A 15959-nucleotide genomic window follows, 5' to 3' on the forward strand; every position below is an offset into this window, starting at 1 on the left:
AATTCACGCTAATGAAGGACAATCTCCGAGATGAGTTTATCTTTAATTCTTTCCGGTATCGGTTCACTTTTTTGCTTGGAAAAATCATAACAAACTAAAACCGCATGCCCCTTGGCAATGATCTTCCCCGTTTGTGAACAAAGAATTTCATGGAACAATTCACAGCTTTTTGTACCTACCTTTGTCAAAGAAGTCCGAATCGTCAACAGTTGATTCACGTTGGTTTGGGCACTAAAATTGCAGTTTGTCGAAGCCAATAAAAAGTTTGGTGATTGAGTATTCGTTGCCATACCCAAAGCTTCAAAGAACTTCATGCGTGCTTCTTCCAGATAGATGAAATAACTGGTGTTGTTGATGGAACCAAAGGCATCCGTTTCGGAAAAACGGACGTTTACTTCGAATTCATGCATAAGACCCCTCCTTGATTAACGGTGTACGAAAGACGGTTTACGCTTGTTTAAGAAAGCCGAAACGCCCTCTTTTACATCCTCGGTTTGGAAGATTTCTTCGAATAGATTCGTTTCTAGCTCTATTCCTTCTTCAAGCTTCACCTCACTGCCTTCATTGATCGCCTTCTTGATTCTCGAAAGTGCTTGCAGCGAATGCCTTGTCATTCTTGAGGCCAACATTTTCGCCTCGACTAGACCACTGCCCTGTTCGACGACCTTATTGACGAGCCCAATTTTTTCGGCTTCTTTCGCATCAAGCGGATCACCGGTAAATATTATTTCCTTGGCTTTTGCATTTCCAACAAGTCTGGACAGCCGTTGTGTCCCTCCGCCTCCAGGAAATAAGCCCAATTTAACCTCAGGAAGACCAATTTGGACTTGTGTCTCTGCAACACGCAAATCACAGGCCAAAGCGAGTTCACATCCCCCTCCTAAAGTAAGGCCATTTAGTACAGCAATCGTCGGTTTAGGGAACTGATCAATTATCGCCAATACAGCATGCCCTTCCTTTACCGTTTCTTTCATATTCGGATTACCCATCATATTGGGGAATTCCTTTATGTCAGCACCAGCTGCAAATGCCATATTTCCTGCACCCGTTATGAGCACAGCTACAGTCTCATCGTCCTTGGAAAGTTTCGTGAAGGTTTCTCCCAATTCTGCGAATACCTGCCTGCTAATGACATTTAGCGGCGGATTATCAATGGTTATGATTGCAAGCTTGTTTTCCTTTTCCAATTTAATGAACCTAGTCATCAATTCTTCACCCCTTGATTTGAATAATCATACCAGCCCTTGCCTGATTTCCTTCCTAAATGACCCTGCTTCACCTTTTCCTCGATACAGGCGTTTGGCTTATCTTCAAGATTGCCAGTTTCATTGTATCGCTGCTGCATAACAAAATAACCTACATCAATTCCCGATAAATCCATCAGTTCAAACGGGCCGATCGGATGGCCTAACGCCTTTCGGCAAATTAAATCGACATCCTTATAATCGACAATTCCTTCTTCATACAAATATAATGCTTCACGTTGAAGCGCACCCAATATTCGATTGGCTACGAATCCGGAAATTTCTTTTCTTAATAAAACCCCGGTCCTATTCATTTTCTGTGTGACCTCCATCGCTTGCTTTGCTGTTTCTTCCGATGTTTGTTCACTCATGACAACTTCAACACAATCCATTACTAAAGGGGGGAAAAAGAAATGCATGTTAATGAACTTGTCCGGGCGTTTCGTCACGCTAGAGAGCAGGCTATTGACAATCGTCGAACTATTCGTCGCAAAAATGGTTTCAGCTGGTGCCATTTTTTCCAGTTTAGCGAAAACGTCTTGTTTCACATCAAGTTTTTCTACAACCGCTTCAATGATCAAATCAGCTCCACTAGCAGCCTTCTCCAAGTCGGCAGTGTATTGAAGCCGACTAAAAGCTGCCAATTTCCGATCTTCTGACAATTTACCTTTTTGAACCCATTTAGTCATGATTGCATCCAATTTTGACTTGGCCTCGTTCAATGCTTGTTCCTCAACATCCTGAAGAATCGTCTCATAACCTCCCAAAGCGGCAAGCATCGCGATTTGATGCCCCATTTGGCCGGCTCCAATTACAGTTATCGATTGAATTTGCTTGTTTGTCATGTCTTCAATCTCCCTTCTACTAACTAGTCAGTATGTAGCACATACATCATGCTTCAATTCCATATAAAATCATCCCCATGAAAATATTTGCCACTTCCTGCTCATTTTTTTCACCTTCTGGATCGAACCAATGATAGCTCCAATTAGCCACCCCCAAAATGGCAAAGGAGATGATGGAAGCGTCGAGATTGGCACGCAATTCTCCGCTCTCGATGCCACTAATCAGCACCTGCTCGATTTTGCTGCGGAACTCATCTCGTTTCGGGAGAATTTGTTCAAGTTTTTCATCGCTTAGATTTTTCATTTCCCGGAAAAAAACCGTTGCACTCGATTTTTTCGTTTTAATGCTCTTTAAAAGCATATGGACGATATCAAACAGTATATCCTTGCAGGTTTTCCCTGGAGTCGAAATGATCTTTTCCTGCTCATTAAGCAATTCATCTATATACGCTAAATGTATATCCATCAGCAACTGTTCTTTGCTCGTAAAGTAATAATAAAATGTCCCTTTCGTAACGCCGATCGATTCGACGATATCCGTAATCGACGTTTCACTAAAGCCCTTCTTTTCAAATAAGCGTATGCTATGTTCTGTCATTTTTTCCTTCATGTTTGCATCCTCGCAATCTGTTAAAATTTCAGTGAAGCGATATCATACGCTGTCGTACTTTCTGATCCATTTATTTATTGGATAGTTCTTCCCTTAATGCGCGCCTCAAAATCTTTCCAACGTTCGTTTTCGGTAACTCCTCACGAAATTCAACGAAATGCGGAACTTTATAGGGCGCCAGGTTTGCACGGCAGTAATCGATGATTTCCCGTTCACTTGCCACTTGTTCATCTTTCAGGACTAGCACAGCTTTAACCGACTCTCCTCTGTAGGCATCCGGAACTCCGATGACCACCGCTTCCCGCACAGCAGGATGTTCATAAAGGACTTCTTCCACATCACGAGGATAAATGTTATAGCCGCTTGCAATGATCAAGTCCTTCTTCCTATCTACTATAAAGAGGTATCCTTCTTCATCAATTTTTGCGATGTCCCCGGTATAAAGCCAGCCATTCCTAAGAGTGGCCGCCGTTTCCTCTGGCATATTCCAATACCCTTTCATCACTTGGGGACCTTTGATGACCAATTCCCCCATCTCACCAGGTGCCACTTCTTTTGTCCCGTCACCTAAATCCATGACTTTATATTCAGTCGATGGGACGCCGATCCCTACGCTTCCCGGTTTTCTTTCGGCAAATGCCGGGTTGCAATGCGTGGTTGGCGAAGCTTCCGTAAGCCCGTAGCCTTCCAAAATCTTTGCACCTGATTTTCGTTCAAACTCACGTAAAAGTTCGACGGGCATCGGCGCACTTCCGCTATTACATAGCCGAATGGAGCCCATTCCAGATTCGTCAGCCTTAGGATGGTTCGTCAGTGCTACATACATGGTCGGTACACCCGGAAAAGTCGTCGGCTGCTCACGCTTGATCGTCTCGAGCACTTCATCAATTTCGAATCGCGGCAGCATGATTGAATCACCCGCGACATATATCGATAAATTCATGGCGGAGGTCATTCCGAAAACATGAAAAAGCGGTATGATCGAGAGCGTTCTCTCAGAACCCACTTTTAATTCATGCTTGAAGAATTCATAGCACTGGACGACATTAGCCAGAATATTGCCGTGGGTCAGCATTGCCCCTTTTGAACGTCCCGTCGTTCCTCCTGTATATTGAAGAACGGCGATATCATGTTCCGGATCGATGGCTACTGGCTCGACGTTGCCATCTCCCATCTCCATGAATTGATCAAATGAAACATCAGGCTGAAAAACTGCCTTTGATGGCTGCAGGCTCACCGCGATAATATTATTCAGATTCGTATCCCGCTGCACACTCTTCACTTTCGGATATAATCCGTCCAATACCACGATTGACACTGCTCCGGAGTCCTGCAAGATATGCTGCAGCTCCCTTTCAACAAGCATTGGATTGATTTGGGTGATGATTGCCCCGGTGGTCAAGGCCCCGTAATACGCAATGACATATTGCGGGCAGTTAGGCAACATGATTGCGACACGATCTCCCTTTTGGATACCTTTTTTTTGAAGAGCTGAGGCAAAAACTTGCGAAGCAAGAAAAAGCTCCTGATACTTGATTTTTTGCCCATAAAAAGTGATGGCTGTATTGTTCGGATAGGATTGACATGCATTTTGAAGAATTGTTTGCATCGGAAAATCAGGTACTTTTATATCCTTTGAAATTGAATCGGGATACGCTGACAGCCATTTTTTTTCATTCATCATTACATTCCCTCCAGCCATATTCATTTACTTGTCATTACATTGCATGTGAACCCCCATCGACAATCAGGATGTTCCCTGTCACGTAATCCGATGCCTTTGAAGCCAGAAAAACGGCTGCACCTTTTAAATCATCATCACTGCCAAATCTTTTAAGCGGGGTGGAATCCAAGATAGGTTTCTCTCCCTGGGCCAGCACCCCTTTCGACATTTTTGTCGGAAAGAATCCAGGTGCGATCGCATTAACATGAATATTGTGCTCGCCCCATTTAACGGCTAAATCCTTCGTTAATGTAATGACAGCGCCTTTGCTTGTATTGTATCCAACCGTATCGAGCACCCTTGGATCGGTCCCCCCTAATCCTGCCACGGAAGCTATGTTAATGATTTTTCCATATCCCTGCTCAATCATGATCCTGCCTACAGTCTGGCTCATGATGAAGGTTCCGGTTACATTGACATTCATCACCTTATGCCAAGCTTCAAGCGGCATATCGATTGCTGGCGCACCCCAGGATGCACCGCTATTGTTGACGAGAATATCAATGGAGCCAAATTCACGGACCGTTTCATTAACGACTTCCTGTACATCTGAAGGATTGGTTATATCACACTTCAAGGAAAGCACCCTGACTCCAAGCCCTTCGATCTTCGCGGCCGCTTCATCGCATGCCTGCTTCTTCCTGGAACAAAGAACGACATTTGCCCCCGCTTCTGCAAACCCAGTCGCTATTTGTTCACCTAGCCCCCTGCCCCCGCCGGTTATGATTGCCGTTTTTCCAGTCAAATCGAATAGGTGCTTAACGTTCATATTCTCACCTCATGCTTTTGTTGATATTTCCGAAGCTCGATTTTAGCAATTTGTGACCGGTGCACTTCATCCGGACCATCAGCAAGCCTTAGGGTCCTTGCATTTGCCCAATGTGCGGCAAATGGGAAATCATCCGAAATACCCGCTGCGCCAAACCCCTGTATGGCACGATCAAGCACTTTCAATGCCATATTCGGTGCAACTACTTTGATCATGGCAATCTCCGCCTTCGCCTCCTTGTTGCCGACCGTATCCATCATATAGGCTGCTTTTAACGTCAACAGTCTAGCCTGCTCGATTTCAATCCGCGAATCGGCGACCCACTCCATGATCACACCTTGCCTCGCCAAAGGCTTTCCAAAGGCGACACGATCTTGAATGCGCTTACATAATTCTTCAAGTGCTCTCTCGGCAGCACCGATCAACCTCATGCAGTGATGAATCCTTCCCGGTCCTAATCTTCCTTGGGCAATTGCAAATCCCTTGCCCTCACCCCATAAAATATTCTCTGCCGGGACCCTTACATTGTCAAAATTGATTTCAGCATGTCCATGAGGAGCATGATCATAGCCGAATACAGGAAGCATTCTTTCGATTTTGACGCCTGGTGTGTCCAGTGGCACAAGAATCATGGACTGTTGCTCATGCCTTGAAGCATCAGGATCCGTTTTTCCCATAACGATGGCAATTTTACATCGCGGATCTCCTGCCCCGGAAGACCACCATTTCCGGCCGTTTATGACATACTCATTATCAGACTTTTCAATTCTGCACTCAATATTGGTCGCATCGGAAGACGCCACATCCGGCTCCGTCATCGAGAAGCATGAGCGAATGTCCCCTGCAAGCAACGGCTTCAGCCAACGTTCCTTATGCTCATTCGAACCGTATCTCACCAAAACTTCCATATTGCCAGTATCAGGTGCATTACAGTTGAAAATTTCAGGACCGATCATCGATCTTCCCATGATCTCGCAAAGCGGTGCATATTCCAGATTTGTTAAACCTGCTCCATAACTGCTATCTGGTAAAAATAAATTCCATAATCCTTCTTCCTTTGCTTTCGCCGTCAATTCAGATAAAATCGGCGGGATGTCGCTCCAGCGGCTTTTCTGCTGTTCGAGCTGTTTTTGGTATACGGCTTCATTTGGATATACATGCCTTTCCATGAAATCCGTTAACTTCTTTTCCAGAGCTTTTACCTTTTGAGTATGTTCAAAGATCAATTTGAAATCCTCCTTTTTAATACTAACTGACCGGTTAGTATGTTCTCACTCTTACAGTATATACATAATTTTCCGATTTTTTCAACAATTAAAACACTTATTTTTCAGGCTTAACCATTTCATCCCTTACCTCCTCCTTTTCGTTACCGCTAAGATTTTTGGGTTGGACCGCAGGGAATACACAGACAATCTTCGTCCCTTTTTTCAATTCACTTGTAATGAAAACCTTCCCACCATGCTTTTCGATGATCTTGAAACAAACGGAGAGTCCTAGCCCAGTTCCTGATGATTTAGTCGTGAAAAACGGCTCTCCTACTTTTTGAAGGGAATTTTCCGGTATCCCTTCCCCCTCATCCAATATGGTTACGAAAACTTCCCGATTTTGCTCATATATACTCAAAAATATATTTCCGCCATCCGGCATCGACTCTATCGAATTTTTGATGATATTGATTAGCACTTGCTTAATTTGATTTTCATCAAAATAAATGAATATCGGTTCTGCATCATAATTTTTATGGATTTGGATATTGTTCAAGACGGCGTTTGTCTCCAGCAGCGTTACGACATGATCGCAGCTTTTTTTAAAATCTTTCTCAAGAAAAACTGCCCCGCTCGGTTTGGAAAGCATCAACAGCTCATTCAAGACTTGCTCAATTCGATTTATTTCCGAAAAAATAATATCATAATATTCCTGTTTATCTTTCCCTCCATCCCTAATCAACTTGACGAAACCCAATATCGCCGTCATCGGGTTTCTTACCTCATGTGCTATCCCTGCTGCAAGTTGGGCTGCCGTGGATAACTTGCTTGACGTGATTGCCAAATGTTCATTCAAACTTACAAGTTTTTCTTCTGCATGCTTACGTTCATTGATTTCGGATAATATTCCTGCCGTCCCAATGAATTTCCCCGCTTCATCGTATATCAGTTTAACGAACGCTTCGACCCAGCTGCTTCCCTTTTTTGCATCACGTAATTTAATGTCAACCCGGAAATATTTTTTTCCTTGTTCAAAAGATTCCGCAAACGCCTTTAATACATCTTGATATGATGTATTATCCACATGTTTTGAAAAATGCAGCCCGAGTGATTCATTAACGGTTGCACCACTCATCGACTTCCAAGCTGGATTTAAATACAGCCATTTTCCTTTATGATCCGTTTGAAAAATGACCTCGTTGAAGCTATTGACCAATTCCTTGGAGTATTTGGAGAAAATCCGATAACGTCCTTCGCTGTCCTGCAATAAAGCGATTGTTTTCCGTTTATCATCAAAAATCGCCCCCAAGCTCCAGGCGATGGATAAAACGGCAAATAAATAGGTTCCTGCCAAGATTGAAACCCCGCCTTCATCAATAACAGACGATGCTAGATACGGCGCCAATAACAGGATGAAAAGTACAGGAACCATAATCCTTCCAGTATATTTCTTTATTTTCTCCACCTCCTTTACGAATGAGATTATAATGAAGTCCGCCCGAAGCAAATATATAAATAAATGGAAATAACTCTCTTGTAGGTAAATTTCAACATTTTATCATTGATTCCTGCTCCCAACACAAAAAACCTTCCCTAAAAGGAGAGGTACCAGTTTAAAAACCAATCTCTTTACGAACGATATTCTTTTTAAAATGTTGACTGATCCATTTATCATTCATGTCGTACTTTTTTATTATGTCTTTGCGTTGCTTACCATAACTGTGGGCAATGGAAACTCCATCTTCGTTTTCACGCACAGTGTAATGGAACGTTTAAATGGTGAAAAAAATGTAGACAAACTCGATTTTCATCGAGTTTGTCTACATTCTGAACCTTTGCTATTCATTTAGCCTATGATGACACGTTCTTTTGGGTAATGATAATTTCCCCTAATTTCTTTGTGGCCAATGATATAAAGTAGCGAGGTTATCCCTACACGGCCAATAAACATGATGATCATAATAACAATTTTACCTGTATGGCTGAGTTCAGGTGTAATCCCCATCGACAGACCCACTGAGCCGAAAGCAGAACATACTTCAAAAATGATTTGCATCAAAGTAAAATTCTCAGTAATCGACAAAATGAAGACCGCCATTATGCAAAGAAGGGATCCCATGATCATTACGGCTGTCGCCTTTCGAATATCATCAGGATGGATCTCCCGTTTAAATACTTTAATGGCACGCCTTCCCCTCATGAAATTCCATAAAAATAGGATCATGATGGCCAGCGTGGTCGTGCGGATGCCCCCTCCGACTGAACTTGGGGAGGCTCCAATGAACATCAGTATACTCATCATTAATAAGGTCGGTTCCGAAAAGTCACTCACGTTCATTGTGGCTAAGCCGCCGCTTCGCGTATTGGAAGACATGAATAAAGAATAGAACAATGACTCATGCCAGTTCTTATCTTTAAAGAAACCGTTCGCTTCGACCAGGTAAATCAAGATCGTGCCGCCAATGATGAGCCAAAAGAATGTGACTGATGTCAATTTTGTGAACAATGAAAAATGAAACTTATAAGTACGAGTTCTATTGGACAAAAATTCTTTTACCTCAATCAAGACAGGAAACCCAATGGCTCCAAGGGTAAGCAGGATAATGGTGATGAACTGTATAAAATAATCGTCTTTAAATGGAATCATTGAAGTACCGGTGATATCAAAACCAGCATTCGTGGTGGCGCTTATGGCTAAAAATAAGCCATTCAGAAAGGCTTCTTTCCAGTTTGGAAAATAATTCAGAAAGTAAACGCCTAAAACGAGAGCGCCAATCATTTCAATTACGACAAATATCTGAATGATCTGGATCAATAATTTAACAAGCCCCGAAAGATTCGATTGGTTTTGATCAGTCATAATCAATTGCCTTTCCTTCAAGCCGATCTTCTTGCCCAAAATCAACCAAAAAAACGTTCCAAGCGTCATGATGCCAATCCCGCCGAATTGGAGAACGAACATCAGAATGAAATAGCCTACCTCATTGTAGACTTCGGGCAAACTGACAACGGTTAGACCTGTCACACTAACTGCACTTACGGCTGTGAATAAAGCGTCCATGAATGCAAATTCTACGCCAGGCTTAAGAGCGACTGGCAGACTCAACAGTAGGGTCGAGATACTGACGGCCAAAAAATAATAACCGACGATAAGCTGAGCGGGTGTTAACTTCGATAATATTTTTCTGATAGCAACCATTAAGAGTTTCCTTTCTTACTCTTTTATAACTTTGTGGATTCTAACCCCATTAAAGCTATAGTGTACCCTTTTTTCAGTCTTTTTTCCATTCTCTTTTGAAACTGACTTACTTGCATCAATTAGGTAGGTTTACCAATAAGTTTGCTACTGCGACCATAAGTAAATCTCCTCATTCTACTTATACTATCATTACAGCGGCAGAAGCCGTTGAAAAAGTAAAGGGGAGATTATAATGGCTAACAGCAGTAACAAGCTTCTTGTTCCAGGAATCGAACAAGCATTAGATCAAATCAAATATGAAATCGCATCAGAATTCGGTGTACAACTAGGTTCCGATACTTCAGCGCGTGCCAACGGTTCCGTTGGTGGAGAGATTACGAAACGCCTTGTAGCACAAGCTCAATCTCAACTTAAAGGTCAATAATTCATCACACAATTGAATATCCATGGCTAAGAGTCCAGCTTTTTGCTGGACTCTTTTTAATTATTATGTCCACGCCCACTTCCATGAGTACCTTTCCCCTTTTGCCCCTTCTCTCTCTCAGGCTCATCTTTTTTCTTTTCGCTTTTCAAATGATCGTTTTTAACCTTTTCCCTTTCACTTCTCTCGTCTTTGTCTGCTGAATATCTGTTCTTATCGAACCTGTTATCCGGCCTTTCATTTTTCTGCTTGTCCCTTGTATAATTACGTCCGTTGTCACGTCCACTTTGTTTACTATGGGTGCTTGGATTGTAATGATTGTTTTCATTTCTTTCATGGCTTTGGCTGTTTCGGTTGCTTTGCACGCTTTGCTTGTTCCGAATGCTTCGACTGCTGCCGGGTTTACCTTTAGGCTGCTTGCTTTTTTCCTTTAACCGATTGATCTCCATCCGTTTGCCATTATGATCTTCCCGGTTCGGTTTTACTTGCTTTTCATCTGGTAGTGTCTCCAATTTTTCCGGTGCTTGTGGTTTAGCTTCTTTTAAAGGAGGTTGTTTCCTAACATTCGAACTAGTGCCTTTAATGTTTTCTTGGTCCGTTTCGCTTTCTTTGCCCTGTATTTCGCTCTGCTTTTCAGACGTGCCATTTTTCTCTTCTTCTGTTTTCTCTTGTTCAGGCTCCCTCTTATTCACTTTTACCTTGTCATGGTTCTTTTTCAATTTCTTTTCGACATATTTGCCAGTCGAAATGCCTTGTACCTTCGCCTGCTCCCGATCACTTTTAGTTGCCTGAATCACTTTCATCTTCGTTTTCGAACCGTTTTCCTGCTCGGATATTTTTTTTATCTCTTCTTTTAAATTTTTATCCAGATTTTTATCTTTATCCAACAACGTTGTCGACACGACTATTTGTTTTTTTCCTTTCAAATACCCAAGTTGCTTTGTCGTTTCAACAATTCGGTTTGTAACCGTCTTAATTCCCTCGCCTTTCCAATCTTTCAGCTGACCGATAACAAGCTTACCGTCTTCGTTCAAGCCGGTAAGTTTGAGCACTTCCAAGTGATCGTTAAGCTCCAATTCAATGCTAGGATTTACATCTATTGTCATATATGCCGACACATGACCTGTGAAATAAGACGGCATGACAGAAAAGAGAATCAAGAAGGTAGAGACGATACTTAAAACAGCCGTTTTCTTGAAGGTTGAATGGAAACTGAAAATGGTGAAAGCCGTCTTTTGTTTCACTGGGGAAAAAGTGATTTCTTCACCCACTTCATAAGACCGTTCGCCTCTTTTTGTTTTGAGAAATTCACCCTCGGGGGTCAACAGGGTTACAAAACGCTTATTAACTGACAGAATAACTCCTTTTTTCATTCATGGATAGCCCCTTTAATATAATCATTCAAGTATAAAAAATCTCCGTTTATTATGATTGCCACAGCAATGATGTACTTCCGGTTCCGCTCAATCGTTTTTCTGCTTACATCGACTTTTCCTTCAAGCTGTTTAACTGGCAGCCGTTTTTTTGCAAACAGGATTTCTTTCAGTTCATCGTCGTCCATCAACAGTTTGGCAATCAAGATAGCTCCCTTCCTGGCATCAGCATGTTTTGGAGAGTTTTCAACGAGATCTTCAAAAGTCAGTCCAAAATCCTGCAGATGGCTTATGTATAGGTGAATTTCTTCTTTTCTTTTTTCCGCTTCCTTCTGTTGTTCGTATTCTTGAAGGGAATTTTCATTATCGATATATATATGGCTTTGGTCTTCGTCATCATTAAGCGATATGTCCAGAAGGATTTCTTTATGCTTCGACTGGCTTCTTAAGTAATCTATAACCCTTCGTTTAACAAGGGTTTCGGCAAATGCCAATAATGAACGGCCTTTGTCGGGGGAGTATTTGTCGATTGCCTCATTGAAAGCAATCATACCAATACTGAATTCATCATCTGATTCATATATGTAACGTCTGCACACTGATGAGACGGTTTTCGCTATAAAAGGTTTGAATGACGCTATAGTATCATTACGAAGGCTAATATCGCCTTGTTGAATTTTCAATACGGTTTCTTCTAAAGAACGCTTTTTTTTGAATGCTGTAAACAACAATCCAAGCATTTGCTCACCTCGCTCCTGTTGATAAAAAAATATGAATCAACATACTTATCTTAAGCGGAGGGAGTCTAAAAGACAGTACCAAAAGAACCATTTTTGCGGATTATTTGAAATCACAACACGGCTCATCATGACAAAATACTTAGTTTTTTCTCGTTTATTACAGTGTGGTTACATTACAATATCTTTTTCCGTATCTTCGTCCGAATCAATGAGGAAATTGTCATTTTTCTAACCAGAATTTAATATTCACAGCTTTTAACATATCATACGAAAAAGTTCTAGGCGGTATGTGGGTAATGTCCATAAATCCATTTTAAGTGTGAAAAATATCTCGAGAAGAGGATTTCAGACTTTTGAAAAAAATAGGTAATAATGGGGTGTACTACAGTTTCTTTGGTCATAGTTAAATGGTTTGTTACTTTCCACTTCACTCTGCCTTATTGAAGAAGATTTTTTGGCGATTTGTACTTAGTCCGTTTCATTGCACTGCAGGCACTCGCTTATCCAGAGGGCGGTCGGGGAGCCTCCTCGGCGCTTGCGCCTGCGGTGTCTCCCTTAGACCGCATTTCCCGCAGGAGTCTCGTTACCTTGCGTTCCATACCATTCTGCCTGTAAAAGATAATGGAAAAATTTAATCCCGATTGTCCACATGTAGTTAACGAGAAGCTGTACAAAAAACATGTGAAAAACGCGATTTCATGAGAACTTGCCCTCAAAATTCGATGCAAAGAGTGATTCTTGTGACATCAAAAAGGGTTTCGGAATGGACCATTCCGAAACCCTTTTGTGCTTAGCTTGCTACTTGCTTTTATGCTTCTTGTATTTGTTTTTCTTTTTTCTCTTTATTCTCTTTTTTGCTTGAGATGATCCACGCACCTACCGCTATGCCAATCAATACCACCCAGAAAATCGATTTCCAAAGGGTTGATTCAGGGAAATGATGGTCGATGACAGCAAGTGAAGGGTGTGCGAGTGTGTGTACCGCCAATTTCACTCCAACCCAACCTACAATCAAAAATGCTGCCGTTTCAAGTGAAGGACGCTGATGAAGCAACTTCACGAATCCATTTGCTGCAAATCGCATAATGACCAATCCAATCAGACCGCCGAGGAACATGACAGCGAATTGCCCTCCGTCAATACCGCCGACTTTCATCCAGCCTGTTGCAGGAAGTGTTACAGCCAGCGCGACGGCAGCAAGCATTGAATCGATTGCGAAAGCTATATCGGCCGCTTCAACCTTTACTACGGTCATCCAGAAGCCAGATTGCTTTTTAGGCTTCGTGATTTCCTTCTCACCTTTACGAGAGTATTTTTTATAAATGTTCTGAAAAGCGATGAAAAGTAAATAAATCGCACCGATTGCTTGAATTTGCCACACGTCGACAAGAAAGGAAATAAGAAATAAACTTGCAAAGCGGAAAACGAAAGCTCCCATCAGACCATAAAACAAGGCTTTCCGTTGTTGTTCTTTCGGTAAGTGCTTAACCATGACAGCCATGACGACTGCGTTATCCGCAGCGAGTATTCCTTCTAAACCGACCAAAATGAGAAGGACCCAGCCATATTCCAATAGTAATGATGCTTCCATCCATTCAACCTCCAATAGTTTGTATTTCCTTCCTATCGGCATCGTCAAAAAATAAAAAGACCTTTGCCGTATAGGCAAAGGTCTTGCTGAACATGAAAACATGTCAACAAAGCCGATGAATGTTCCCATTCACGTAATGACGACTTTGTTTTAGGGCGAACCCTAACGCTACTCCCCTTTGATAAAGGAAAATCAGTTATTAATATATTAATAGTATACGCCACTATTATGAAAATAACAATCTTTTTTTAAATTGAATCAGCTTTTCCGTTTCGCTTTGGATATTTTGATCAATTGCAAATAATCCTTTACGAATTCGATCCAGTTCGGTTTAACAGAAAAGTAGTTTTGAAACAACGATAAAAAGCTTTTGTATTTCCCCTCATAAGGATACCATTGGATTTCTGCATCCTTACGACCATTGTCTACCATGATTGCTTTTTCATGGCAGAAGATTTTCAGTCCCTGTTCACCATGGTAACGGCCAATGCCACTTTGTTTAGCACCGCCAAATGGTAAATGGTGATTGGCAACCGTAACGAGCACATCATTAATCGTCACCGCTCCTGTTACTAACTGTGATGCAATCCGCCTTGCTTTTTCCTTATCGTTCGTCCATACGCTTGAATTAAGTCCATATTCACTTTCATTTGCCAGGGCGACCACCTCTTCCTCGGAGTCGAAAGGCATAACAGGCAATACGGGTCCGAATGTTTCTTCATTCATGATCCTCATGGAGTGGTCGACATTGGACAGTATCATCGGTGGAATGAAATGGGTCTCCTCCGTTTCCCACTCCTTTGGCTGTTTTCCAGCTTCAAGAATCGCGCCCTTATTCAAGGCATCTTCCAAGTGTCCAGCCACAATATCCACCTGAGCCGGAAATGTCATGGAACCAATATCATCCTCTAATTGTGTTCCTTGCTTCATGGACTTCGTTTTTTCTTTAAGCAGCGCTAGAAATTCCTGATAAACCGGGCGTTCCACATAAACCCTTTCTACACTCATACAAACCTGCCCACTGTTCGTAAACGCTCCCCAGAGTGCACCGTTCACAGCTCGTTCGAGGTTAGCATCACGCAGGACGATCATCGGATCCTTCCCCCCAAGCTCGAGAGTGGTCGGTATTGAATGTTTTGCCGCTACTTCGCCTATTATTTTGCCAGTCCTTACAGATCCAGTGAAAAATATATAATCTGGTTTTTGCTCCGTTAACGCTGCGCCCAATTCTTTCCCTCCATGGGCGAACTGGATCGTACCCTTAGGGAAACCAGCTTCAATAAACAGATTTTCGATGCACACTCCAACTAGGGGTGTTACTTCCGATGGCTTGGCAATGACCGTATTTCCTGCTGCAAGCGCATTAAGAATGGGGACCATCGCCAACTGCAGCGGATAATTCCACGGAGATATAACAAGCACGGTTCCACGAGCCATATATTCTATATATGATTTTTTTCCAATCAACAAAAGAGGAGTGGCGACCTTTTTCCCGGAAAGAGCTTTCACCGCATGTTTCTCTATATGCTTGATCGCATCAATGGTTGGCATGATGTCTGCAACCAGTGCTTCAATTTTTACTTTTCCCGTATCTTTGGAAATGACTTCAGCTATCTCATCCATTTTTTCGACCATAAGTAGGCGAAGTGTCCTTAAATAATGCAGTCGTTCGCTTATGGAAAGTTTCGACCATGCTTGGAACGATTGTCTTGATTTCGTATATAAATGAGGAATAGCTCCCACTTGCGTTGGTTCGATTTCGGCAATCTTCTCTCCAGTTGCCGGGGAAAACACTTCCCACTTGTCATGTATTTCTTCCATTACTACTCCCCTTGCTCTATCTTATTTTAATTTGGTATTCTTCATCCCGTTTGTGTTGTAAATAAAAATCGACCATGGCTGGAACACCCTTCTTTAAAGTCAGGACAAACGATTCCCGAAGCTGTTAAATCCGCTTGCGCTAAAGAGCAGTCAAAATACCATTTCCAAGTGAAGTAATCAAGGGCTTCTTTTTCCACGCCCAAGTAAGCCCGTACCTGACGAATTGATAAAAACGCCTGACTTAGGGACAAAGGTAAATGACCTTTTGGTTTTTTATTATATAATTCCTCAACGAATAGCTCATAAATTTCACTTGCCGTACAAGGGTTAGGATCAGTCAGATGATAGGTTTTCCCTGCACCTTCCTTATATAATGCCAGAAATGCAGTAGCCTGTATAATATAATCCATTGGAA

The 15959-nt window shown here is 42.1% G+C and carries 15 protein-coding genes; 1 reads left to right on the forward strand and 14 read right to left on the reverse strand.

All coding sequences use genetic code 11. The annotated features are described in order from the left end of the window. Nucleotides 1–8: 8 nt before the first annotated feature. The 9 genes from ASU00_RS04750 to ASU00_RS04790 all read right to left on the reverse strand — a co-directional run bounded on the left by ASU00_RS04750 (nucleotide 9) and on the right by ASU00_RS04790 (nucleotide 9598). On the reverse strand, nucleotides 9–410 hold the full coding sequence (locus ASU00_RS04750) for an acyl-CoA thioesterase (protein ID WP_057912306.1): 402 nt from the start codon (nucleotides 408–410) through the stop codon (nucleotides 9–11). Nucleotides 411–425: 15 nt separating this feature from the next. Next, nucleotides 426–1205 carry an enoyl-CoA hydratase gene (locus ASU00_RS04755; protein WP_201786271.1) on the reverse strand — a complete coding sequence of 260 codons (780 nt, stop codon included), beginning with the start codon at nucleotides 1203–1205 and terminating at the stop codon, nucleotides 426–428. Beyond that, nucleotides 1205–2089, reverse strand: a complete 885-nt coding sequence (locus ASU00_RS04760; protein ID WP_057912308.1) for a 3-hydroxyacyl-CoA dehydrogenase family protein — start codon at nucleotides 2087–2089, stop codon at nucleotides 1205–1207. The genes ASU00_RS04755 and ASU00_RS04760 overlap by 1 nt, the downstream gene beginning before the upstream one ends. Nucleotides 2090–2135: 46 nt before the next feature. Continuing rightward, nucleotides 2136–2699 carry a TetR/AcrR family transcriptional regulator gene (locus ASU00_RS04765; protein WP_057912309.1) on the reverse strand — a complete coding sequence of 188 codons (564 nt, stop codon included), beginning with the start codon at nucleotides 2697–2699 and terminating at the stop codon, nucleotides 2136–2138. Between the two features lie 70 nt (nucleotides 2700–2769). Next, nucleotides 2770–4380: a long-chain-fatty-acid--CoA ligase gene (locus tag ASU00_RS04770; RefSeq protein ID WP_057912630.1), complete on the reverse strand. Its 1611-nt coding sequence runs from the start codon at nucleotides 4378–4380 to the stop codon at nucleotides 2770–2772. A gap of 37 nt (nucleotides 4381–4417) precedes the next feature. Then, the gene (locus tag ASU00_RS04775) at nucleotides 4418–5191 is read right to left on the reverse strand and encodes an SDR family oxidoreductase (protein ID WP_057912310.1); all 774 of its coding nucleotides are present in this window, start codon (nucleotides 5189–5191) and stop codon (nucleotides 4418–4420) included. Next, entirely contained in the window at nucleotides 5188–6417 is a 1230-nt protein-coding gene (locus ASU00_RS04780) for an acyl-CoA dehydrogenase (RefSeq protein ID WP_057912311.1), read from the reverse strand. The genes ASU00_RS04775 and ASU00_RS04780 overlap by 4 nt, the downstream gene beginning before the upstream one ends. 97 nt (nucleotides 6418–6514) lie before the next feature. Then, nucleotides 6515–7831 (reverse strand): ATP-binding protein, encoded by a 1317-nt coding sequence (locus ASU00_RS04785; RefSeq protein ID WP_057912312.1) that lies wholly within the window; start codon nucleotides 7829–7831, stop codon nucleotides 6515–6517. Nucleotides 7832–8245: 414 nt separating this feature from the next. Continuing rightward, the gene (locus ASU00_RS04790; RefSeq protein WP_057912313.1) at nucleotides 8246–9598 is read right to left on the reverse strand and encodes a TrkH family potassium uptake protein; all 1353 of its coding nucleotides are present in this window, start codon (nucleotides 9596–9598) and stop codon (nucleotides 8246–8248) included. 232 nt (nucleotides 9599–9830) lie between these two features. Between ASU00_RS04790 and ASU00_RS04795 the strand changes: the two genes are divergently transcribed. Next, the gene (locus ASU00_RS04795) at nucleotides 9831–10022 is read left to right on the forward strand and encodes an alpha/beta-type small acid-soluble spore protein (RefSeq protein ID WP_057912314.1); all 192 of its coding nucleotides are present in this window, start codon (nucleotides 9831–9833) and stop codon (nucleotides 10020–10022) included. A gap of 56 nt (nucleotides 10023–10078) precedes the next feature. Here ASU00_RS04795 and ASU00_RS04800 read toward each other — a convergent pair whose 3' ends face one another. The 5 genes from ASU00_RS04800 to ASU00_RS26765 form a co-directional block, all read right to left on the reverse strand. Then, entirely contained in the window at nucleotides 10079–11392 is a 1314-nt protein-coding gene (locus tag ASU00_RS04800; RefSeq protein ID WP_057912315.1) for an anti-sigma-I factor RsgI family protein, read from the reverse strand. After that, the gene (gene sigI / locus ASU00_RS04805) at nucleotides 11389–12132 is read right to left on the reverse strand and encodes an RNA polymerase sigma factor SigI (protein WP_057912316.1); all 744 of its coding nucleotides are present in this window, start codon (nucleotides 12130–12132) and stop codon (nucleotides 11389–11391) included. The genes ASU00_RS04800 and sigI overlap by 4 nt, the downstream gene beginning before the upstream one ends. Before the next feature lie 808 nt (nucleotides 12133–12940). Beyond that, nucleotides 12941–13723, reverse strand: coding sequence for a TerC family protein (locus ASU00_RS04810; RefSeq protein WP_057912317.1), 783 nt, complete (start codon nucleotides 13721–13723; stop codon nucleotides 12941–12943). A 258-nt stretch (nucleotides 13724–13981) separates the two neighbouring features. Beyond that, nucleotides 13982–15544 (reverse strand): aldehyde dehydrogenase family protein, encoded by a 1563-nt coding sequence (locus ASU00_RS04815; protein ID WP_057912318.1) that lies wholly within the window; start codon nucleotides 15542–15544, stop codon nucleotides 13982–13984. A gap of 41 nt (nucleotides 15545–15585) precedes the next feature. Then, nucleotides 15586–15954, reverse strand: coding sequence for a hypothetical protein (locus ASU00_RS26765; RefSeq protein ID WP_330219519.1), 369 nt, complete (start codon nucleotides 15952–15954; stop codon nucleotides 15586–15588). Nucleotides 15955–15959 lie beyond the last annotated feature (5 nt).

The sequence above is a fragment of the Peribacillus muralis genome, assembly GCF_001439925.1.
Taxonomy (GTDB): Bacteria; Bacillota; Bacilli; order Bacillales; family DSM-1321; genus Peribacillus; species Peribacillus muralis.